Here is a 20,867-nt window from a genome sequence, read left to right as displayed (position 1 = left end):
GAGGGCAGGATTCGAACCTGCGTGGGCTTTGTGGGCCCGGCCTTGAGGTAAACCTCCAGGTCCCCGATGAGCCGCTCCGGGCACCTCTCCAAGTTCCCGTTTCGGTTTCCCGTCCCGGTCACATCAACAACATTGACAGAGGGCGCTGACGAGTCGCTGACGCGCCTCTGACATGGCCTTTCGATGTTCTTTCGCTCTTTTGCGGCGGGCTGCTCAGGTGCTCTACTCAGGGCAACGAAATCCCTCCCGGAAGGGGAAAGTGATGACCGTCGTCGCGGCTGAAACATCCATTCTCGACGCGATACGCACGCACACCTCCAGCGAGAATCCGAGCGCATTCCTGGCGCTCAACAGTGGAAACAGCACCTTTTCCGTACCCGGCGCCGACGGCGTCGTGGTGTACCGGCGAACAGGCCGTTTCGCCGTGCAACTGGGCGGGCCCTTCGCGGCCCCCGAGGACTACGACACCCTCCTCGACGCCTTCCGCCGGCACGCACGGGACGAAGGCCGCACGGTCGTCGGCATCCAACTGCAGCGCGCCGACGCCGAGCGCTATGCGCAGCGCGGCTTCACCGTCAACCAGGTCGGCGCGTCCTGGGCGGTGAGCCTGCCGGAGTTCAGCCTGCGCGGCAGCCGCTTCATGCAGCTGCGCAACAAGATCTCCCGCGCCCGCCGCAACGGCCTGGTGATCCAGGAGACGCCCGCACAGGACTGGCAGGAAGCGATCGCAGCGATCGACGAGGCATGGCTCGGTTCGAAGGGCGGCGCCCAGCAACTGGAGTTCCTGGTCGGCCAGATCGGCGGGGAGGCCCAGCCGCACCGCCGGCTGTTCACCGGGACCATCGACGGCAAGCCGGTCGCGTACATCTCGTACTCGCCCGTCCACGGCAGCCGCGCGGGCTGGATGCACGACCTCAGCCGCCGGATTCCCGACGGGTCGCCGGGCCTGATGGAGGCCATCAACGCGCACGCCATCGAGGTGTTCCGGGCCGAGGGCGTCGAGTGGCTGCACTTCGGCTTCACGCCCTTCACCGGTCTGGACGCGAGCTGCGAACTCGACGGCCACAGCCCGGCGTTCCAGTGGCTCATGCACGCGCTGTGGGCCGAGGGCGCGGCGCTGTACCCGGCGCAGACGCAGCTCTCGTACAAGCAGAAGTGGGGCCCCGACGTGGTCATCCCCGAGTACGTGGCCTTCGACGGGCCGGAGGCCTCGCTGCCCGGCTTCGCCCACGTCTTCCGCGCCTGCAAGGCCTTCTGACCGGTTCTCCGACCGGTTCTCCGACCGGCCTTCGAAGTCCCGTCCCCCCACAGGTCCCCCACCCTCCCCGACAGGTTCCAGAACAGGAGTCGAGTGATGTCCGACAACCAGCAGGAGACGGCTGCCGCCCAGGCGGCCGGTATCGAAGATCTCCAGCACGCCGTCGTCGAGCAGCTGATGGCCGTCATCGGCGCGCCGGACGACCAGGACGTGGCCGACGCCGCGGATGGCGCCGTCCGCGCGCTCGACGAACGGCTGCGGGCCCACGCCGTCTGAGCGCGCTGCCGGGCGCCGGTCAGGCCGGTATCAGCGCCACATCAGTGTGGCGCCGCACGCTGGTCGCACGTTCGCCGTGTCACCCGCGCGTTCGTGACGGCCCGCGGGAGCACTGCCGACCAGCGGCGCCCGCAGCTCCGCGGGGCAGCGGCGCCGCCCGATCCGGGTACTTCTCCCAAGGAGAGCAACGCATGCAGAGTCCGCAGATACAGCAAGCCGGGGCCGCCGTGGCCGACGCGCCGCGCCCCGGGGCCTCGGCGACCTTCGCCGAGCTCCTCAAGCGGGTCAAGGCGGAGGGGCTGCTCGACCTCGACCCGCGCTACTACGTGGGCAGGCTGGCCCTGAACACCGGCCTGCTGGTGATCGGCTTCGCCGCGTTCTTCGCGCTGGGCGACTCCTGGTGGCAGCTGGTGACGGCGATGTGGCTCGGCCTGTGCGGCGGCCAGTCCGCGTTCATGTGGCACGACGCCGGGCACAAGGCCATGTTCCGCGGCAAGAAGGCAGCGTCCGCCGTCGGATACTTCCACGCCAACGTGGTCAACGGGGTCAGCTACGGCTGGTGGGTCAACCACCACAACCGGCACCACAGCAACCCCAACCACCTGGACATGGACCCGGACATCGGCCGGCGCACCGCCATCTTCGACATCAAGCAGTACCCGAGCCGCCGGGGCGTCCAGAAGTTCATCGTCCGCTACCAGAGCGTCCTCTTCTTCGTACTGCTCGTCCTCGAGGGCTTCAAGATGCTCAGGACGGCCGTGGTGTCCATCGCACAGGGCAAGACCAAGCGGCCGGTTCTGGAGTCGGCGCTGCTCCTGCTGCGCACCGCCGCCTACCTCACGCTGGCCTTCACGGTGCTCTCCCCGGTCCTCGCCGTCGTCTTCGTCCTCGTCCAACACGCCGTCCTGGGCGTCTACTTCGGCATGATCTTCGCGCCCAACCACAAGGGCATGGACGTACGTGACGGAGAGCAGGAGACCCTGGACTGGCTGGAGCGCCAGGTCCTCACCTCCCGCAACATCCGGCCCAACCTGCTGGTCGACTTCCTCTACGGGGGCCTCAACTACCAGGTGGAGCACCACCTTTTCCCCGCCATGCCGCAGAAGAACCTGGCGCGCGCCCGGGAGTTGACCCGCGAGTACTGCGCCGAGCGCGGGGTGCCTTACCACGAGGTCGGGTTCTGGGCCTCGTACCGGGAGGTCGCCGGCTATCTGCACGAGGTCAGCGCGCCCGTGCGCCGCGGTGACGTGGCACAGGAGATCCGGCGTCAGGCGGCCGGGGCCTCCTGACCGGACGCGGGCCCGGGCCGACCGCCGGCCCGGGCGATCCGGTCACCTGAGCCCTGAGCTCTGAGCCCCGAGCCCTGAGTCTCGAGCCCTGAGCCCTGAGCCCCGAGCTCTGAGCCCTTAGCTCTGAGTCCCGAGCCCCGAGCCCCGAGCCCCGAGCCCCGAGCCCCGAGCCCTGAGCTCTGAGTCCCGAGCTCTGAGCCTGAGTCCCGAGTCCTGAGCCCCGAGCCCTGAGACCCGAGCCCCCGCCCTCTCCGTTCCCATGAGTTCCAAGGAGTCCGTGCATGTCCCAGACCGCCACGGCGCCGGCCCGCGCAGCGGCCCCCGCCGCGATCGGGGTCCGTCTGGACCGCATGCCGATCACGCCGATGCACCGCAGGCTGACCGCGGTCATCGGTGTCGGCCTGCTCTTCGACACCTTCGAGAACAATCTCTCCGGCACCCTCGCCGAGGTGCTCCGGGGCGACTTCGCCATCGGGGTGACCTCGCTCAAGCTGGTGCTGGCCTCCGTGTTCATCGGCCAGTTCATCGGCTCGCTGGTGCTCGGCCGGATCGCCGACCGGTACGGCAGGCGCCGGGCCTTTCTGATCAATCTCGCGATCTACTCGACCTTCTCCCTGCTCGGCGCCTTCTCGCCGAACGCCACCTGGCTGATCGTCACCCGGCTGCTGGCCGGCATCGGCATCGGCGCCGAACAGGTGCTGTCCGACTGCTACTTGGCCGACGTGCTGCCCGCCAAGAAGCGCGGCCGGTACATCGCCTGGGCCTACACCCTCGCCTTCTGCGGAGTGCCAGTGGTCGGCTTCGCCGCGCTGTGGCTGGTTCCGCTGACTCCGCTGGGCATGGCCGGCTGGCGCTGGCTGTTCGTCATCGGCGCGCTGGGATCGGCCGTGGTGTGGGTGTGGCGGCGCCAACTGATCGAATCCCCGCGCTGGTTGGCGCAGCAGGGGCGCACCGCGGAGGCGGAAGCACTGGTGGCCTCGATGGAGGCACAGGTGCCCGCAGCGGCGCGGGCCTCAGTGCCGGCCCCGCGGTCCGAGGCGCCCGAGCCCCGGCCCGATGCCCGAAAGGCGGGCCTGAGGGACGTACTGCGGCCCGGGATGCGCCGCCGCACCACGATGCTGTGGATCTTCTGCACGCTCTCCGTGGTCGGGTACTACGGCTTCGGCACGCTCGCCCCGCAGGTCGTCGCGGCCAAGGGGTACGGAGTCGTCGCCGGTCTCGGCTTCACCGCGCTGTCCTTCCTCGGCTACCCGGTGGGGTCGGCGCTCGCTCTGCCGATCGTCGACCGGGTGGAGCGCCGGACACTGGTGGCGCTCACCGCGGCCGCGATGATGGCGGCCGGACTCGGCTTCGCCGCCGCGGGATCGGCCGCTCTCATCGTCGTGTTCGGCTTCCTCTACACGCTGTGCAGCAACGTGTTCTCCAGCGTCTCGCACGTCTATCTGTCCGAGCAGTATCCGACCGCCATCCGCGCCACCGCGTCCGGCATCGCCTACTCGCTGTCCAAACTCAGCGCCGCCGCCCTGCCGTTCACGCTGCTGCCCGTGCTGCACGCGTACGGTCCCGGCCCCCTGTTCGCGGTCATCGCCGCGGCCATGGCCGTCCTCGCCGCGACGGTCATGCTGCTCGGCGAGCGCACCACCGGAATCGCGATCGACGAGTCCCCCGGCGCGTGACCGGCCCTTTCTGTGTCCATCTCTTTCCGTGTTCATCCCCCTGTTCTCCTTCCGTGTTCATCCCCCCTGTGACGAAGAGGAGTTGTGCCGGTGGCTTACGTCATCGCCCTGCCCTGCGTCGACGTCAAGGACCGCTCCTGCGTCGACGAGTGCCCCGTGGACTGCATCTACGAGGGCCGCCGCGCCCTGTACGTCCATCCCGACGAGTGCGTCGACTGCGGCGCCTGCGAACCGGTCTGCCCGGTCGAGGCCATCCGCTTCGAAGGCGACGTCCCCGCCGAGTGGGGCGACCACACGGCGTCCAACGCCGATTTCTTCGCCGGCCTCGGTTCGCCCGGTGGCGCCGCCGCGCTCGGCGCCGTCGACGACGACTCCCCGCTGGTGCGGGGACTCGCGAAGGAGGTGAACCCGGTATGAGCGGACTGCTCGAGGGCAAGCGGATCCTGGTGACAGGGGTCGTCACCGACGCCTCCATCGCCTTCCACGCGGCACGCATCGCCCAGGAGGAGGGCGCCGAGGTCGTCCTGACCGGCTTCGGCCGGCTCTCCCTGATCGAGCGCATCGCCGGCAAACTGCCCGAGCCCGCCCCGGTGATCGAGCTGGACGTCACCGACCAGGGGCACGTGGACACCCTCGCGGACCGGGTCCGTGAACACACCGACTCGCTCGACGGCGTCGTGCACTCGATCGCGTACGGTCCGCCGGGCGCCTTCTCCTTCCTCGACGGCGAGTGGGCGGACGTGGCCACGTCCGTGCAGGTGTCGGCGTACTCGCTGAAGGCGCTGACGGTCGCCTGTCTGCCGCTGCTGGAGCCGCGCGGCGGCTCGGTGGTCGGCCTGACCTTCGATGCCGCGGTCGCCTGGCCGCACTACGACTGGATGGGAGTCGCCAAGGCCGCGCTGGAGTCCACCAGCCGCTATCTCGCCCGTGACCTGGGGGAGCGCGGTGTGCGCTGCAACCTCGTCGCCGCCGGACCGCTGCGCTCCATGGCGGCCAAGTCCATCCCGGGCTTCTCCGAACTCGCCCAGGTGTGGGACCACCGGGCGCCGGCCGGCTGGGACCTCACCGACCCGGACCCGGCCGCACGGGGCGTCGTCGCGCTGCTCTCGGACTTCTTCCCGCGTACGACCGGGGAGATCGTGCACGTGGACGGCGGAGTGCACATGATGGGCGCGTGAGCCGCATTGCACGGGGGCGGGGCCGGGACACTGTCCCGGCCCCGCCCCCGTGCAATGCGGACCCGGCGCCTCACTCGGTGGCGCCGCCCGGCAGGATCCGGCGGAAACCGGTGTACGCCGCGAGCGCCTCGGGCAGCAGCACCGAACCGTCACCCTGCAGCCCCTGCTCCAGGAGGGCGGCCACGGTGCGGCCGATCGGCAGCGCGGAGCCGTTGAGCGTGGCGGCCTGCGTCTTGTGACCGTCGGGGTGCTTGACCCGGATGTCCGCGCGGCGCGCCTGGAAGGTTCCGCAGTCCGAGACCGAGGAGATCTCCCGGTAGGCGCCGCTGCCCGGCAGCCACACCTCGATGTCGTACGTCATCCGCGCCGAGAAACCCAGGTCGCCCGCCGGCAACAGCACCACCCGGTGGGCGAGTTCGAGCCGGCGCAGGCATTCCTCCGCGTGGCCCACCATCAACTCCAGCTGGTCCTGCGCGTCCTGCGGGTCGCAGACCCGGACCAGCTCCACCTTCTCGAACTGGTGCAGGCGCAGGATGCCGCGGGTGTCGCGGCCGTACGCGCCCGCCTCCGCCCTGAAGCAGGGGGTGCGGGCGGTGAACGCGTACGGCAGCTCGCGGGCGTCGAGCAGTTCCCCGGCCACCAGATTGGTCAGCGGCACCTCGGCCGTGGGGATGAGGAACAGTTCCCGGCCGCCGACCTGCGTGCGGAACAAGTCCTCCTCGAACTTGGGGAGTTGGCCCGTTCCCGTCATGGTGTCCCGGCTGACGAGGAACGGCACCGACTGCTCGGTGTAGCCGTGCTCGCGGGTGTGCAGATCGAGGAAGAAGTCGCCGAGGGCCCGCTCCAGGCGGGCCCCCGCACCGCGGGCGGCGCTGAAGCGGGACCCCGACAGGCGGGCCGCCGCCGGAGCGTCCAGGATGCCGAGGGTCTCACCGATCTCGGCGTGGTGGACCGCGCCGTCGACCGGCCGGGGGGCCGGGCCGCCCCGCCGTATCTCCACCGCCTCCTTCTCCGAGTCGCCGTCAGGAACCGGGTCCAGCGGGACGTTGGGTATCGACAGCAGCAGCTCCGTCAGCCGGGCGGCGCCGACCCGGGCGGCGGCCTCGGCCTGCTGCACCTGGGTGCGCAGCGCGCGGGCCGCCTCCTTCTCCTCCTCGGTGGGAGGACTCGAACGGCGGGCCTTCGCACCGCGGTTCAGCTCGGTGCGCAACCGTGTCACCTCCGCCTGGGCCGCGGCCCGCACCTGCTGGGCGTCGGCCAGCGCGACCGGGTCGAAGTCGTGACGCCGCCGGGCGAGGCGTCGTACCGTCGCGGGCGCGTCCCGCAGCAGCTCACCGAGATTGTTCATGGACGGCTCCTGACGTGGTGGGGGTTACGTGGACGGGCTCGGGTGCCGCGGCCGGCAGGTGGCGGGTGCCGAGCAGGCGGTAGCGGGCCGGGCGGGCCGCGCGCAGCCAGGCGGCATGGCCGAACCCGGCGGCAGCCACGATCACGAGCGCCCAGGGAAGGGCGCCGATCACGGCCGACGAGGAGCCGGTGAGCATGTCGAAGTTGCCGACCACGAGCCAGACGGAGGCGGTCAGGCCCGCGAAGCCGAGCAGCGGGGCGACACAGGTGCGCCACCAGTCGCCCCGCGGGACGGCCCCGCGCACCTTCAGGCCGAGCACGGACAGCGCGGCCAGGGCCTGCAGGGCGACGATGCCCAGGGTGCCGAGGCCCAGCATGCTGGTGGTCAGATCGGCGTACGGATCGAGGCCCGCGACCGCGAATCCGGCGACGACCACAGTGGTCAGCACCGTCTGGGCGATGCTGGCGCGGTGCGGGGAGCGGTGCCTGGGGTGTGTGGCGCCCAGTGCGGCGGGGAGCAGGCCGTCCTCGGCGAGCACCTGGGCATAGCGGTTGGCCGCGCTGTGCAGGGCCAGCGTCGCGGCGAACAGGCTGGTGCACAGTAGGATCTGCAGGCCGGTGCTGCCCACGGGGCCGAGGAAGTCGTCGCCGAGGACGAAGAACAGATCGCCCATCTGCCGCGAGGCGACCTGGTGCAGGCGGTCGCTGCCCACCGCGCCCACCGCCAGCCAGCTGGTGAGGGCGTAGAAGCCGGCGATCAGTACGGCCGCGGCATAGGTGGCCCGGGGCACGCTGCGCCGCGGGTCCTTCGCCTCGCGCCCGTACAGGGCCGCCGACTCGAAACCGATGAAGGACACGAACGCGAACATCAGGGAGACGCCGAGGCCCTGGCCCATCGCGGTGTCCGGGGTGAAGGAGGCCGTGGGCAGCGCCGCACCGCCCTGCCGGACCAGGATCGCCGCGTCCAGCGCGAGCAGGACACCGATCTCGCCGAGGATCAGCAGCGCGAGCACACGCGCGCTCACCGCGATGTCGCGGTAGCCGAGGGCGGCGGTGAGGACCAGGCCGGCCGCCGCGCACCACTGCCAGGAGACGGTGAACCCATGGGCGGCCAGGACGAGTTGGGTGAAGTAGCCGAGGGCCCCGGTCAGGCCGACGGTCGCGCAGTTGTAGGCGAGCAGCGCGGTGAAGCCCGTGGCGACGGCGGGCGGCCGGCCCAGGCCGTCGGCGACAGCGGCGTAGAAGCCGCCACTGCCGCCGGTGCGGCGTGCGCTGACGGCGTACCCGACGGAGAAGCACAGCAGGGTGACACCGGCGAAGAGGAAGGCCGCCGGTACGCCCGCGCCGTTGCCGAAGGCGAAGGCGAGGGGAACGGTGCCGACCATCGCCGACAGCGGTGCGGCCGCGGCGACGATCAGGAACAGGATGTGTCCGGTGCCGAGTCGTCCGGCACGGGGAGGGGAACCGCTGGTGGACATGGGTGCTCCAGGGCATGGAGGAAGGAGACGGGGAGGGACGGGACATGGGGCACGAGCGGCAGCCGTCCGCTCGGGATCCGTGCGGACGGCTGCTGGTGGGGCGGGTCGGCTCAGGCCGGTGCGATGGCCAGCGCCGTGTTCTGGCCGCCGAATCCCAGGGAGTTGCTCACGGCGAGGTCGATGGGCATGGACGTGGCTGTCTGGGCGAGCTTGATGTCGGCCCGGGGATCGGGCGTGACCAGGTTCGCGACCGGCGGGATGAGTTCGTGTTCGATGCTGAGCAGGGTGAACGCGGCCTCAACCGCTCCGGCCGCGCCCAGCAGGTGTCCGGTGACTCCCTTCGTGGAGGTGACCAGCGGGTCCCCGCGCAGGGTCCGCCGGATCATCTGCGCCTCGGCCAGGTCGTTCAACGGCGTCGAGGTGCCATGGGCGTTGACGTGCTGCACATCGTCCGGATCGGCGCCGGCGTCGGCGACGGCCGCGCGGACGGCCGCCTCGATGCCCGCGCCGGTCGGATGCGGTGACGTCATGTGGTGGGCGTCGGCGGTGGCGCCGTAGCCGATGATCCGGCCGTGCACATGGGCTCCCCGGGCGCGGGCGTCGGACACCCGCTCCATGACGAGGATCCCGGCGCCTTCCCCGGCGACGAATCCGTCCCGGTCGATGTCGAAGGGACGGGACGCGGACGCGGGATCGTCGTGCCGCTTGGAGAGGGCTCCCATCTGCGCGAAGCCGGCCATGACCAGCGGAGTGATCATGGCCTCGCTGCCGCCCGCGAGGACGACGTCGCAGCGGCCGAGGGCGAGCAGGTCGCGCGCCGTCCCGATGGCGGTCGAGCCCGAGGCGCAGGCCGTCGCCACCACCAGGTTGGGGCCGGTCGCACCGAACTCGATGGCGGTCTGTCCCGCCAGCATGTTCGGCAGCTGCATGGGGAGCAGCAGCGGCGAGACGAGGCCCGCGCCCTTCTCCCGCAGCACCTGGTGCTGCTCCTCGACCGTCCCCGGGCCGCCGTCGGCGCAGCCGAGCACCACGCCCACCCGCGCCCCGTCCCAGGTCTGCGGATCGAGACCCGCATCGGCCACCGCCTCGTGCGCGGCGACCAGCGCGAACTGGACGAAACGGTCGAGGCGCAGCGCCCGCCGGGCACTGAGCAGCTGCTCCGGATCAAAGCCGGGCACGCGGCAGGAAATGCGTACAGGGTTGTCCGCCAGCACCGGATCGAGGGCGGCGGCCGGCCTGCCGTCGCAGACCGCCGCCCAGCTCGGCCCGACCCCGATGCCCCCCGGGGTGACCAGGCCGAGCCCGGTGACGGCGATGTCCATGGCGGCCATCAGACCGTAGCGCTCCGCTCGTCCATGAGCCGGACCATGTCGGCCACGGTCTCGGCCTCCAGCAGGTCGTCGTCGCTGATGTCCAGGCCCAGCTCGGACTTGAGCAGCAGCGACAGCTCCACCACGGCCAGGGAGTCCAGTTCGATGTCCTCCCTGGTGGCCTCCGGGGTGATGGCCTCGGGCGACACCTTGAGCTTGTTGGACAGGATTTCCTTGAGCTGATCCAGCATGACGATTCCTTTCGAGTGTCAGAACGCTTGCAGTTCGGGCCAGGTCAAGGTGGTCGCACCCCAGGAGAGACCACCGCCGAACGCGGTGAGCAGCAGGCGGTGGCCGGCCGCGAGGTCGCCCTGCGCCGCCGCCTCGGACAGCAGCAGCGGGAGCGAGGCCGCCCCGGTGTTGCCGACCCGTTCGATATTGCTCAGCCGGCGTTCCTCGGGGACGCCCAGACGCTCCGAAACCGCGTCCAGGATGCGGGCGTTGGCCTGGTGGGCGGCGAACCGGTCGACGTCCGCCAACTGCCAGCCGGCCCGCTCGGCCGCCTGCGCCGACGTGGCGGTCATGGTGTTCACCGCGTGCCGGTAGGTGTCGCGGCCCTGCATCCTGAAGTACTGGTCCCGCGGTCCGGCCGGCTGCCCGGTCGAACGCTGCCGCGAACCCCCGGCCGGCACCTCGATGAGATGGCTCAGCTCGCCGTCGCTGCCCAGGACGAGCGGGCCGATCGCTCCCGGCTCGTCGGCGTCGCCCGCGCGCAGCACCACCGCACCCGCACCGTCCGCGAAGATCACCGCGGTGGTGCGGTCCTCCGGGTCGATGATCGTGGTGAACGCGTCCGCCGCGATCAGCAGTACGTCGTCGGCGATACCGGCGGCGATCAGACCCGCGGCGCTCGCGAGCCCGTACACGAAGCCGGAACACACGGCGGCGACGTCGAACGCGGGCGCCCGGCCGAGCCCGAGCCGCGCCGCCACCTGCGGCGCGGTGGCCGGGCACGGCTGGTCCGGGGTCGTGGTGGCGAGTACCACCGCGCCCACGGTGTCCACGGCCGCCGACTTCAGCGCCCGCTGGCCCGCCTCGACCGCCAGGTCGCTGGTGGCGGCGCCGGGTGCGATCACCCGGCGTTCGGCGATCCCGGTGCGCGAGCGGATCCAGGCGTCCGAGGTGTCCAGACGCTGGGCGAGGTCGTCGTTGGTGACCCGGTCGGGCGGGAGGTAGGACCCGATGCCCGAGAGCACGGCTGCCCGCGCGGTGCTCATGCGTCCGCCGTCGCGGTGCTGAGGACCTCCAGCGGCAGCCCCATGTAGGCCATGCGGGCCGCGGCCATCTCGTCGGTCCACTGCTCGGCCATGTCGTAACGCTGCTCCGCGGTGGTGTCGAGCATCCGCACGCCGGGCCAGATCTCGTGGTCGCCGATCCTGTCCGCGTGCTGGGCCATGCCTTCCTGGAACAGCTCCTCGCGGTGGATGACGAACTCCCGGTCGGGGATCTCGTCCCACAGCCGGGCCCCGGCGCGCAGGATCTCCAGCAGACGCGGGCGGTACTCGGGGTGCGCCGCCACGTGGTCGCGCAGGATGGTGCTGGCCACGGTCAGATGACGGATCTCGTCGATCGCCGTGCCCCGGGAGATCTCGCCGGTCGCCGGCGACAGCGGGGTCCACTTGCGCTCGCTCAGTTCGGCGGCCGGGGCGAGGACGCCCTCGATGACGATCGCGAACACCGCCACCCCGCCGGGGAAGTCGGCCTGGTCGCGGACGATGTCGTGGGTGAAGTCCACCACCGGGTCGAGGACGCGCTTGCGGTAGTCCGCGGCCATCGCGTCGATGTCCCGCAGCAGCGTGTCCGGTCCGGCCGTGCCCAGCTCCACCAGGTGGTTGCGGAAGACCCGGGCGTGCCGTGCCTCGTCGAGGAGCTGGGTCGCGTAGAACTCCATCTCCGGGATGCCGGGGGCGATCGCCACGTAGTGGCCGAGCAGCCGCGTGGCCAGTTCCTCGGCCAGTGCGCGGAAGCCGAACTCCAGGGTGAGCGCCTCGCGCAGCGGCCCGGGACGCTTCAGGAAGTCCGGTACGCGGGCGTTCTCGTGGTGGCCGGTGGTGCCGCGGTCGCGCAAAGTGCCCTGCGCCACGGAGGTGATCCAGTACGCGAGGTCGCACTCCTCGGGGCCGAGCGTGAGTTCCTTCGCGCCGTCCAGCAGACCGGGCGCCTTCTCCCAGTCGGCCTCGGGTGCCACGGATGCGGTCATGATGCGGCGGTCTCCTTCGCCGGGCGCAGGGAACCGGCGTACAGGCCGCCGGCGTAGCTGAGCAGAGGGGAGTGGAACAGGGGGGAGCCGGTGCCCGCGTCCGCCGTGGCGCGCACGACGTAGCCGAGCAGCAGTTCGCTGTCGCCCGCCGGGTGCGCCGAGTGGAAGCGGCAGACGTAGTGGGCCAGGGCGCCCTCGATCAGCGGGGCCTTCGCGTACGGGTCCGTCGTCCAGGCCAGGCCCGCGAACTGGGCGTTGCCGTCGGGCCGTGCGTGGTCGGCGAACCGGCGTGCCACATCGGCCTGTTCGCCGTCGAGCACGTTGACCGTGAAGCGGCCCTCGGCAGCGGCGCGCTGGGCGAACGACGACCCCGCGGCCAGTGCCACGCCCACCAGGAGCGGCTCGCGGGAGACCAGGGTCACCGTGCTGGCGGTGGTGCCGTGCATCCGGGTCTCGGGGCCGGTCGTCAGCACCGACACCGGCGAGGACAGGTGGTACAGCGCCCGGCGGCGCTCGGCCGGGTCCTGGCGGACGCGGCGGCGGGCGGGCAGCAGGGAGGCGGTGGTCATCGCACGGCCTCCGGTTCCCTGACGTCCTGCTCGGCGGGAACGGCGCGCAGCTCGGCTCCGCTCGCCGGGCGCTCGGCGGCGGCCGGGATGTGGCCCACCGGCACCGGGTCCTGGACGTGGCCGACGGGCTTGGGGTGGGCCACGCCCAGGTCGTCGAGGAGCCGCAGATAGCCCTGCTGACGCACCGGCTCGAAGGGCAGCGCGAACGGTTTCATGAAGTTGCCGAACAGGCCGCGGTCGCCGAAGAGATGGAACGGCAGCACCAACAGCGCCCACTCCGGCCGGACCAGCCAGCACCACAGCGCGGCCACCGCGCCCTGGGTGATCAGACTGTGCATCACGTTGTAGAGCACGTAGTACGCCTTGTGGATCGGCCGTCCGGCGCTGCGCTTGAAGGCCAGTGCGCCCGGCAGATAGCCGATGACGTCGATGTAGAGGAAGAGCCCGACCGCCGGCAGCCAGCGGATGTCACCGAAGTGCGCGACGATCATGCCGGTCGTGACGGCGAGGCCCACCAGGTACTCGGCACGGTGCAGCGAGTACGTGCGTGGTGTCTCGAAGGGATTTGCCTGGTCCATGGTCAGCTCCCGGACTCGGCTCAGGCGCCGACGGCGGCGGGTGTGGTGAGGTCGATGCCGCCCTGGATGCGGGCGTCGGGGAACAGGCCGGTCACGGCCCAGGCGACGGTCTCCTTGATGACCCGCTCGGCGATCGGGTCGAGGATGCCTTCGAGGCTCGGGATGCCGAAGTCGAAGTCGGCGTCGAAGCGGAGCGCGACGTCGTCGCCGGACTGGGTGAACGCCCAGGTCCCGCTGAACGAGTCGAAGTCACCGTCGCTCTGCTCGAAACGGATCTCGCCGTTCTCCACCGAGACCGAGTCGTCCTCGGTCCAGCGCAGCAGTCCGCTGCGGAAGTGCAGTTCCCAGCTGGAGGAGGCCTTCGGATCGGGGTGAGCGGCGTGCACCGTGGTCGCGTTGACGTGGGGTGCCAGGTCCGGGTACCGCTCGAAGCGCCGCACGGCGTGCAGCACCGGCTCGGCCTGCTGCGCGGGTATCAGGGCGTCGAGTTCGACGTGTCGCACGGTCAGTTACCGCCTTTCGGCATCGTGGCCGCGCCCTTGACGAGATCGCGGGTGGCCAGGTCGAAGGAGTTGAGGAGGAATTCCACATCGGTGTCGCTCAGCACGGCGGGCGGCGTGAACCGCACCACCGAGCTGCCGTTCATGGAGTGGTTGGCGACCACTCCGTGGTTGAACAGCTCGATCAGCAGCTCGCCGGCCAGACCGGCCTCGACGAGCTCCACACCGATCAGCAGGCCCTGGCCGCGCACCTCGACCACCAGGTCGGGGATGTTGCGCCGGGCGATCTCGGTGATCCGCGGCAGCAGCCGCGCGCCGAGGTCCATGGCCCGGGTGACCAGGCGCTCCTCCTTGACGGCGCGGATGGCGCCCTGGACCGCGGCCATCAGCACGGGCTGTCCGGAGAAGGTGGCGGTGTGGACGTAGGGGTCCTTGTCGAAGGGGCGGAAGGCCTTGCGGGTGGCGACGGCCGCGGACACCGGCATCACCCCGCCGCCGAGCGCCTTGCCGGTGAGCAGGACGTCCGGGGTGACACCCTCGATGTCGGCGCCCCACCACTCGCCGAGCCGTCCGAAACCGGACTGCACCTCGTCGAGGATCAGGAAGCCGTCGTACTCGCGCACGAGTTCCTCGACGCGCTTGAGGTAGCCCTTCGGCGGGATGATCACGCCGCCCTCGCCCTGGACCGGCTCCAGGATCACGCAGACCTCGCCGGGGTGGGCGGCGAGCTCGGCCCGCAGGGCGTCCTCGTCCCCGTACGGCAGGTGTACGAAGTCCGGCACCAGCGGGCGGAACGGCTGCTGGTAGACCTCCTTGGCGGTGGCCGACAGGGCCCCCATGGTCTTGCCGTGGTAGCCGCCGAGCATCGAGACGGTGCGCTTGAAGCCGCCGGCCCGGGCCAGCTTGAGGCCGGTCTCCACCGCCTCCGCGCCCGACAGCGCGAAGTGCACGCGGTCGAGGCCGGGCGGCATCACCGACACCAGCGCCTCGGCGGCGAGCGCCACGGACGGCTCCAGCAGGATGCGGGTGGCGGTGGGGTGGGTGCGCAGCTGGCGCTCCACCTCCTCCATGACGATCGGGTGGCGCGCGCCCATGATGAAGACGCCGTAGCCGCCGGCGTTGAGGAAGCGCTCACCGTCGCTGGTGGTGAGCCAGGCCCCTTCGGACGCCACTTCCATGTGGCTGCCGAACAGTTCGGCGAGGGTGGCCCGGCCCTTGCTGAGGTGGGCCCGGTACAGGCCGAGGATCTCGGCGTCCGTGGTGGGCGCCGCGTGGGGTGCGGACGCCGCGGGTGGTTCGTGGGTGACAGTCACGTGTTGCTCACTCCGTACGCAGGTGGGGTGGGGGCCGGCCGGGTCAGGCCAGCACGAGGGAGCCGCCGTCGAAGTACTGGAGCAGCGGCTCCGCGCCCGAGGAGCGGGACGGCGGGTGGAAGGCGAGGGCACGCAGGGCCGGCGCGATCTGGGTCGCCTCGCCGCCGCGGATGAACTCCAGCCCGCCGAGGAGCTCCAGGGCGCGTGAGGCGATGTCCGGCAGGGCGCTCTGGACGGCGTACCGGGCCACCAGGACGCGGGCCACCGAGTCCTCGTCGCCGGGGCCGGGGCCGGTCGCCCGGGCGACGCCCTCCAGGAGCGCGACGGCGGCCTCCAGGTCGACCGCGAGCGCGGCGCGCTCCATCGCGGTGCCGCGCTCGCGGTCGAGCACCTGCTCCACGAGCCACATCGCGCCGCCCAGGTAGCCGGCCGAGATCAGCATCTCGAACCAGACGAACCCGGCCGACTGCAGGTCGTCGAGGCGGCCCGGGTCGTCGGCGCCTGCCCGCACCATCAGTCCGTGGGGGACGAACACGTCCGTCAGACGCACCTCGTCGCTCTCCGCACCTGCCAACAGTTCGTTGGCCCAGAACGGGTGCACGCTCAGCCCGGGCGAGTCGGCGGGCACCAGGGCGAGCGCCAGCTCGGGCTCGGCGTCGTCGTCGCTGTAGAGGGCGACGCTCGCGGTGAGCAGCCGCATCGAACGCGACAGGCTGCACGGCTTCTTGGCGCCGGACAGCAGGAACCCGCCCTCCACGGGGCGTGCGACCACCGCGGGCTTGAGGACGTTCTGCGCGGTGCGGCCCTCGGCCCAGCCCGAGGCCAACACCTGCTGGTCGGGCACGATCCGGTGCAGCAGCGTGGTCTGCTCCTCGGTCAGCCGGCCCGACGTGCCCGCGAGCGAGTACAGCATGGCGACGGTGAAGTGGTGCATGGAGACCGCCGCGACCAGCGAGGGCGAGACCGAACCGAGCGCCAGCTGGACGCGGAGCGCGTCCAGCGGTTCGGCACCGTGGCCACCGAACTCCTCGGGGATCAGCAGACCGACCCCGCCGTGGATGCGGAACAGGTCGATGGCCGGGCTTCCGGGCCGCTCGCGCTCGCGGTAGGGGCTCTCCTCCAGTTCTTTGAGCAGCCCCGGGTGGAAGCGCTCGCACACGGAGCGGGCAGTGTCGAGTGAACGCACGGGAAACCTCCGGAAAGGACGTGTGGGGTCGGTCGGCCTCAGTCGCCGAACACCGCTTCGTACGGGCTGACGTCACGGGCGATGGAGACCCCCTGCACGTGGGAGGTCTTGAGCATCGGGTAGTTGGCCTCGCCGAACGCGCCGCCGGTGCGGCCGGTGCCGCCGTGGCTGGGCAGGTACGGCAGGAAGCCGATGTGGGAGTCGTTGACCTTCAGCAGGCCGCCGTTGACGACCCGGCGCACGAAGGTGTCGATGACGTGGTCGGAGCGGGACCACAGGGAGTTGCGCAGTCCGTACTCGTTGGCGTTCACGAACCGGACGAAGGACTGCAGGAGGGCGTCGTCCCCGTCCCGCTCGGCCACCACGATGGGGATGAGCGGGAAGAACGTCTCCTCGCGTACCACGTCGAAGGTGCGGGCCCGGTCCAGACCGTCCACCCGCAGGACGGTCGGCTGCAGGAAGACGCCCGTCTCCGACACCGTGCCGTCCACTTCGGTGCGCTGGCCGCCGGTGATCAACTCGGCGCCGTTGTCGAGTGCCTGGCGCAGCAGCCGGAAGAAGCGCTCGCTGCGCCGCACCGGCGACAGCAGGACGTCCTCCTCCTCGGGCAGGCCCGGCCTGATGCCCTTGACGTACTCCTGCACCTGCGCGATCAGCGCGTCGGCGACGTCCGGGTGGACCAGTACGTAGTTGGGGACCATGCAGATCTGGCCGGAGCCGTAGAAGGCCTCGGTGATCGCCTGGGCCGCCCACTTCACGTCGGCGTCCTTCCAGACCACGATGCCGTCGTTGCCCGCGAGTTCGAGGATCGGCTTCTTGCCGTGGGCCACGCACTGCTGCTCGAAGCGCAGGCCCTCCTGGCTGCCGCCGATGTAGAAGATGTCGTCGATCAGCGGGTCGGCGATCCAACGGTCCATGGTCTGCTTGGGGTTGCTGCACACCGCGTTGAGCACGCCCGCGGGCGCGTCCAGCTCCTTCAGGAGCGGGGCCACGATCTCGCGCAGCAGCCACATGGTGCTCAGCGCGATGCTGCGGGGCGCACGCACCACCACGGCGTTGCCGGCCATCAGCGCGAGGACGCACAGGGCCGCGCTGGGCAGCGGGGCGTTCTGCGGCGGGTTGAAGGCCACCACGCCGTCGGGCTGGCGGTGCAGCAGCAGGGTCCGGCCGGCGTACTCCTTCTCCACCCGCATCTGCTTCATGTACCAGCGCAGGGACCCCGGGGAGTAGATCTGCAGCAGGCAGCTGAGCTCCCAGCGGGCCAGCTTCACCGGGTGCGACTCGGCGACGAGCATGCGCAGGAACTCGTCCTGGTGCTTGAGGAGTTCCTCGCGAAACCGGGTGCCCAGCTCCATCCGCCGCTCCAGCGGTACGGCGGCCCAGTCGGGTGCGGCGGTGGCGGCGGCCTGGGTGGCCAGATCGATCGAGGCGTCGTCCGCGATCGCGCAGCGCCCCACGACATAGGGGTGCTTGGCCGCCTCGGACTCGGGGTCCTGCTCCAGGGTGCGCTTGAGGCTCACGCTGGTGAACACGTCCTCGAGCAGCGAGCGGCCGCTGACGGTGTAGACCCAGCCGTCGCCGCCGACATCCTTGCCCGCTATGTACAGGTCGTAGCTCTTGAATCCGGAAGGTGCCTCGGCACCCTCCTCCTGCGCGGCTTCGCGAAGCATCTTCTGCCTTTCAGATGGGCGAGTGGATTTCATGAAGCACTGCGAGCCTGGCAGCCGAATCTGACTCGGCGCTGACGCCGGACTGATTCAGGGCCGGGGCCGACGACCTGTCAGCGGGGCGTCAGCAGACGCTGTTTGCATGGCTGCATGCCAACCGCCGACAGCACGCTGGATTACTTGCGCGAACTGCCGCGCAATGAACTCGCTGAGGAAATCGAGACGTTGGTCCTGCAGAGGTTCAAGTCCGTTCTGCTCATGGACGACTCCGAGGATCTCGCCTTCGACGTCAGCTATTTCGATCTCGGTCTCACCTCGCTCAAGCTCATCGAGATACGGCAGAGCCTGGAGGAACTCCTCGATCTGTCCATCAACGTCAACGTGCTCTTCAACGAGCCGACGATCGCCCATCTCGTGGGTCATCTGACCCAGGCCGTCGCGGACAGCTCGCCCCAGGACCGCTAAACCGTTAAGGAGTCGTTCCATGCCGCGTGCGGAATCCCCTCAGCCGCCCGAGCCGGTCGCGATCGTCGGAATCGGTCTGCGCTTTCCCGGCGGCAGCACCACGCCCGACGAATTCGACGCGTTCCTGCGGGAGGGGCGCAGCGGAATCGGGCCCCTGCCCGAAGACCGGTGGGACGTGGCCGCGTTCACGCCCGAGACGCCCGAGGACAAAGGGAAGATCCACGCCACGGCCGGCGGCTTCCTGGACCGCGTCGACCTCTTCGACGCCGCCTTCTTCAACATCTCGCCGAAGGAGGCCCGTTACATCGACCCGCAGCAGCGGATGCTCCTGGAGACGGCCTGGCAGGCGTTGGAGCACGCCAACATCGACCCGGCGCCGCTGCGCCGCGGCAACGGCGGTGTGTACGTCGGGGCCAGCTCCATCGACTACGCCCTCGAACTGGACTCGCTGCCGTACGAGGAGATGGACGGGCACCTCGCCTCCGGCATCACCATGTTCCCGCTGTCGGGCCGGCTCTCGTACTTCCTTGGCTGGCGCGGCCCGAGCATGAGCGTCGACACCGCCTGCTCCTCCTCCCTGGTCGCCCTGCACCTGGCGGTGCAGGCGCTGCGCGCGGGGGAGAGCGACATCGCGCTGTGCGGCGGCGTCAACGCCCTGCACCACCCGCGGATCCCGGTGATGTTCTCCAACGCCCAGATGCTCGCGCCGGACGGGCAGTGCAAGACCTTCGACGAGTCCGCCGACGGCTACGCGCGCGCCGAGGGCTGCGGTGTTCTCGTCCTGAAGCGGCTCAGTGACGCCACCCGCGACGGCGACCGGGTGCTGGCCCTGGTGCGCGGCACCGCCGTCGGCCAGGACGGCGACAGCGCCGGTCTGACCGTGCCCAACGGCCCCGCGCAGGAGAAGGTCGTGCGTGCCGCGCTCGCCACGGCCCGGCTGGCGCCCGAGGACATCCAGTACGTCGAGGCGCACGGCACCGGCACCCCGCTCGGCGACCCCATCGAGTTCGGCGCCATCGGCGACGTCTTCAGCGACTCGCACACCTCGGACGACCCGGTCCTGATCGGCTCGGTGAAGACCAACCTGGGCCACATGGAGCCGGCTTCCGGCATCGTCGGCATCGTCAAGACCGTGCTCCAGATGCGGTCCGGCACGTTCTACCCCCACCTCAACCTCGACACGCCCTCCGGCCGCATCCCCTGGGACGTGTACCCGCTGCGGGTACCCACCGCATGCGAGCCGTGGCGGGCAGAGGTCAGGCGCGCGGTGGTCAACAGCTTCGGCTTCGCGGGCACCATCGGGGCCGTGGTCCTGGAGGAGGCGCCGGCGCAGGCGCAGACCCCGGCCGAGCCGCCCGCCGAGCCGGCCCCCGCGCTGTTCACGCTGTCCGCCAAGAGCGCCGCCGCGCTGCGCGAACAGGCGGCGAAATACCGGCAGTTGATCGACGAGCGGCCCGACCTCCCGCTCACCGACCTGTGCCACGCCGGCCACGTCGGCCGCACCCACCACCCCTACCGCCTCGCCGCGCCCGTCGCGGACCGCGCCGCGCTCGCCCGGCTGCTCGACCGGGCCGCGGACGCGGAGCACGAGGGCCCCGCCGGTATCCGCAAGACCGCCTTCATGTTCACCGGCCAGGGTTCGCAGTACGCCGGTATGGGCGCCGCCCTCTACGATGCGTTCCCGGTCTTCCGCGCCCATGTCGACGACTGCGACCGCCTGTTCGCCCCGCACCTGGGCCGCTCGGTGCGCGCGCTGCTGCTCGGCGGCATCGACGACCCCGAGGCGATCGACCGCACCGAGTACACCCAGCCGGCCCTGTTCACCCTGGAGTACGCGCTCGCCCAGCAGTGGCTGGCCTGGGGCGCACGCCCCAACGTGCTGATCGGGCACAGCATCGGCGAGGTCGCCGCGGCCGCGGTCGCCGGGCTCTTCGACCTGCCCGACGCGGTACGCCTGGTGGCCGCGCGGGCCCGGCTGATGCAGGCCGTGCGCGCCGAGGGCGGCATGGCCGCGGTCGCCGCGCCCGCCGAAGAGGTCGCCCCGCTCCTCGAAGGGCGCCCCGAACTGGCGCTCGCCGCGGTCAACGCCCCCGACCAGTGCGTCGTCTCGGGTGCCACCGCCGACCTGGAGGAGGTCAGCGGGATCCTGCGCGAGCAGGGCGTACGCGTGGACCGCCTCGCCGTCTCGCACGCCTTCCACTCGCCGCAGATGGAAGAGGTCTACGAGGACTTCCGGGCCGCGCTCGACGGCATCGCCTTCCACGAGCCGAAGATCAGCCTGATCTCCAACGTGACCGGACGCCTCGCCCGGTTCCGCGAGATAGGCAACCCCGACTACTGGGTGCGGCACATCGGTGAACCCGTGCGCTTCATGGACGGCATCCGGGCGGTGGCCCGGCGCGGCCGGCACGCCCTGATCGAGGTCGGCCCGCAGGCCGCGCTGACCGCGCTGGCCCGCCGCTCGGTCACCGAGGACGACCACCTGTGGCTGGCCAGCCTGCGCCGCCGCGACCGCAC

Annotated in this window: 20 protein-coding genes; 8 read left to right on the top strand and 12 right to left on the bottom strand. The window is 71.2% G+C overall.

The annotated features are described in order from the left end of the window. The first annotated feature begins 262 nt into the window (after positions 1-262). The 6 genes from G3I40_RS11070 to fabI all read left to right on the top strand — a co-directional run bounded on the left by G3I40_RS11070 (position 263) and on the right by fabI (position 5,677). Positions 263-1,258 (top strand): DUF2156 domain-containing protein, encoded by a 996-nt coding sequence (locus G3I40_RS11070; protein WP_164301989.1) that lies wholly within the window; start codon positions 263-265, stop codon positions 1,256-1,258. Between the two features lie 96 nt (positions 1,259-1,354). Continuing rightward, positions 1,355-1,534: a hypothetical protein gene (locus tag G3I40_RS11065; protein ID WP_164301988.1), complete on the top strand. Its 180-nt coding sequence runs from the start codon at positions 1,355-1,357 to the stop codon at positions 1,532-1,534. Positions 1,535-1,725: 191 nt separating this feature from the next. Next, positions 1,726-2,823 (top strand): acyl-CoA desaturase, encoded by a 1,098-nt coding sequence (locus G3I40_RS11060; protein ID WP_164301987.1) that lies wholly within the window; start codon positions 1,726-1,728, stop codon positions 2,821-2,823. Positions 2,824-3,104: 281 nt separating this feature from the next. Beyond that, positions 3,105-4,499 (top strand): MFS transporter, encoded by a 1,395-nt coding sequence (locus tag G3I40_RS11055; protein WP_164301986.1) that lies wholly within the window; start codon positions 3,105-3,107, stop codon positions 4,497-4,499. Between the two features lie 90 nt (positions 4,500-4,589). After that, positions 4,590-4,916, top strand: a complete 327-nt coding sequence (gene fdxA / locus G3I40_RS11050) for a ferredoxin (protein ID WP_164301985.1) — start codon at positions 4,590-4,592, stop codon at positions 4,914-4,916. Continuing rightward, a complete protein-coding gene (gene fabI / locus G3I40_RS11045; RefSeq protein WP_164301984.1) occupies positions 4,913-5,677 on the top strand; it encodes an enoyl-ACP reductase FabI in 765 nt (254 codons plus the stop codon). Before fdxA ends, fabI begins: the two co-directional genes overlap by 4 nt. A 70-nt stretch (positions 5,678-5,747) precedes the next feature. On the opposite strand, the gene serS is transcribed toward fabI, so the two are convergent. From serS to G3I40_RS10985, 12 genes are all read right to left on the bottom strand, one after another. Continuing rightward, the gene (gene serS, locus G3I40_RS11040; RefSeq protein ID WP_164301983.1) at positions 5,748-7,025 is read right to left on the bottom strand and encodes a serine--tRNA ligase; all 1,278 of its coding nucleotides are present in this window, start codon (positions 7,023-7,025) and stop codon (positions 5,748-5,750) included. Then, entirely contained in the window at positions 7,009-8,502 is a 1,494-nt protein-coding gene (locus G3I40_RS11035) for an APC family permease (protein ID WP_164301982.1), read from the bottom strand. Before G3I40_RS11035 ends, serS begins: the two co-directional genes overlap by 17 nt. 110 nt (positions 8,503-8,612) lie before the next feature. Further along, complete coding sequence (locus G3I40_RS11030; protein ID WP_164301981.1) at positions 8,613-9,833, bottom strand: beta-ketoacyl-[acyl-carrier-protein] synthase family protein; 1,221 nt, start codon at positions 9,831-9,833, stop codon at positions 8,613-8,615. Beyond that, positions 9,833-10,063 (bottom strand): phosphopantetheine-binding protein, encoded by a 231-nt coding sequence (locus G3I40_RS11025; RefSeq protein WP_164301980.1) that lies wholly within the window; start codon positions 10,061-10,063, stop codon positions 9,833-9,835. The genes G3I40_RS11030 and G3I40_RS11025 overlap by 1 nt, the downstream gene beginning before the upstream one ends. An 18-nt stretch (positions 10,064-10,081) precedes the next feature. Continuing rightward, positions 10,082-11,089 (bottom strand): beta-ketoacyl-ACP synthase III, encoded by a 1,008-nt coding sequence (locus tag G3I40_RS11020; protein ID WP_164301979.1) that lies wholly within the window; start codon positions 11,087-11,089, stop codon positions 10,082-10,084. Beyond that, positions 11,086-12,072 carry a VlmB-like protein gene (locus tag G3I40_RS11015; protein ID WP_164301978.1) on the bottom strand — a complete coding sequence of 329 codons (987 nt, stop codon included), beginning with the start codon at positions 12,070-12,072 and terminating at the stop codon, positions 11,086-11,088. Before G3I40_RS11015 ends, G3I40_RS11020 begins: the two co-directional genes overlap by 4 nt. Further along, positions 12,069-12,641, bottom strand: coding sequence for a flavin reductase family protein (locus G3I40_RS11010; RefSeq protein WP_164301977.1), 573 nt, complete (start codon positions 12,639-12,641; stop codon positions 12,069-12,071). Before G3I40_RS11010 ends, G3I40_RS11015 begins: the two co-directional genes overlap by 4 nt. After that, positions 12,638-13,219 carry a hypothetical protein gene (locus G3I40_RS11005; RefSeq protein WP_164301976.1) on the bottom strand — a complete coding sequence of 194 codons (582 nt, stop codon included), beginning with the start codon at positions 13,217-13,219 and terminating at the stop codon, positions 12,638-12,640. Before G3I40_RS11005 ends, G3I40_RS11010 begins: the two co-directional genes overlap by 4 nt. Before the next feature lie 20 nt (positions 13,220-13,239). Beyond that, positions 13,240-13,722: an SRPBCC family protein gene (locus tag G3I40_RS11000; RefSeq protein ID WP_164301975.1), complete on the bottom strand. Its 483-nt coding sequence runs from the start codon at positions 13,720-13,722 to the stop codon at positions 13,240-13,242. A gap of 2 nt (positions 13,723-13,724) precedes the next feature. Beyond that, on the bottom strand, positions 13,725-15,032 hold the full coding sequence (locus G3I40_RS10995; RefSeq protein WP_164301974.1) for an aminotransferase class III-fold pyridoxal phosphate-dependent enzyme: 1,308 nt from the start codon (positions 15,030-15,032) through the stop codon (positions 13,725-13,727). Between the two features lie 43 nt (positions 15,033-15,075). Further along, positions 15,076-16,218, bottom strand: a complete 1,143-nt coding sequence (locus G3I40_RS10990) for an acyl-CoA dehydrogenase family protein (protein ID WP_164301973.1) — start codon at positions 16,216-16,218, stop codon at positions 15,076-15,078. A 38-nt stretch (positions 16,219-16,256) separates the two neighbouring features. Continuing rightward, the gene (locus G3I40_RS10985; RefSeq protein ID WP_164301972.1) at positions 16,257-17,888 is read right to left on the bottom strand and encodes an aldehyde dehydrogenase; all 1,632 of its coding nucleotides are present in this window, start codon (positions 17,886-17,888) and stop codon (positions 16,257-16,259) included. A gap of 147 nt (positions 17,889-18,035) precedes the next feature. On the opposite strand from G3I40_RS10985, the gene G3I40_RS10980 reads away from it, so the two are divergent. Further along, positions 18,036-18,350: an acyl carrier protein gene (locus G3I40_RS10980; RefSeq protein ID WP_164301971.1), complete on the top strand. Its 315-nt coding sequence runs from the start codon at positions 18,036-18,038 to the stop codon at positions 18,348-18,350. A gap of 19 nt (positions 18,351-18,369) precedes the next feature. Further along, positions 18,370-20,867: type I polyketide synthase (locus G3I40_RS10975; protein ID WP_164301970.1), on the top strand; the 2,498-nt coding region annotated here is incomplete at its 3' end.

This window comes from Streptomyces sp. SID14478 (assembly GCF_010548525.1).
Lineage (GTDB): Bacteria > Actinomycetota > Actinomycetes > Streptomycetales > Streptomycetaceae > Streptomyces.
This window is presented reverse-complemented; position numbering and strand designations above follow the sequence as displayed.

Coding starts and splice junctions, on each gene's coding strand:
- G3I40_RS11070 (WP_164301989.1), top strand. CDS start 263: ATGACCGTCGTCGCGGCTGAAACATCCATTCTCGACGCGATACGCACG.
- G3I40_RS11065 (WP_164301988.1), top strand. CDS start 1,355: ATGTCCGACAACCAGCAGGAGACGGCTGCCGCCCAGGCGGCCGGTATC.
- G3I40_RS11060 (WP_164301987.1), top strand. CDS start 1,726: ATGCAGAGTCCGCAGATACAGCAAGCCGGGGCCGCCGTGGCCGACGCG.
- G3I40_RS11055 (WP_164301986.1), top strand. CDS start 3,105: ATGTCCCAGACCGCCACGGCGCCGGCCCGCGCAGCGGCCCCCGCCGCG.
- fabI (WP_164301984.1), top strand. CDS start 4,913: ATGAGCGGACTGCTCGAGGGCAAGCGGATCCTGGTGACAGGGGTCGTC.
- serS (WP_164301983.1), bottom strand. CDS start 7,025: ATGAACAATCTCGGTGAGCTGCTGCGGGACGCGCCCGCGACGGTACGA.
- G3I40_RS11035 (WP_164301982.1), bottom strand. CDS start 8,502: ATGTCCACCAGCGGTTCCCCTCCCCGTGCCGGACGACTCGGCACCGGA.
- G3I40_RS11030 (WP_164301981.1), bottom strand. CDS start 9,833: ATGGCCGCCATGGACATCGCCGTCACCGGGCTCGGCCTGGTCACCCCG.
- G3I40_RS11025 (WP_164301980.1), bottom strand. CDS start 10,063: ATGCTGGATCAGCTCAAGGAAATCCTGTCCAACAAGCTCAAGGTGTCG.
- G3I40_RS11020 (WP_164301979.1), bottom strand. CDS start 11,089: ATGAGCACCGCGCGGGCAGCCGTGCTCTCGGGCATCGGGTCCTACCTC.
- G3I40_RS11015 (WP_164301978.1), bottom strand. CDS start 12,072: ATGACCGCATCCGTGGCACCCGAGGCCGACTGGGAGAAGGCGCCCGGT.
- G3I40_RS11010 (WP_164301977.1), bottom strand. CDS start 12,641: ATGACCACCGCCTCCCTGCTGCCCGCCCGCCGCCGCGTCCGCCAGGAC.
- G3I40_RS11005 (WP_164301976.1), bottom strand. CDS start 13,219: ATGGACCAGGCAAATCCCTTCGAGACACCACGCACGTACTCGCTGCAC.
- G3I40_RS10985 (WP_164301972.1), bottom strand. CDS start 17,888: ATGCTTCGCGAAGCCGCGCAGGAGGAGGGTGCCGAGGCACCTTCCGGA.
- G3I40_RS10980 (WP_164301971.1), top strand. CDS start 18,036: ATGCCAACCGCCGACAGCACGCTGGATTACTTGCGCGAACTGCCGCGC.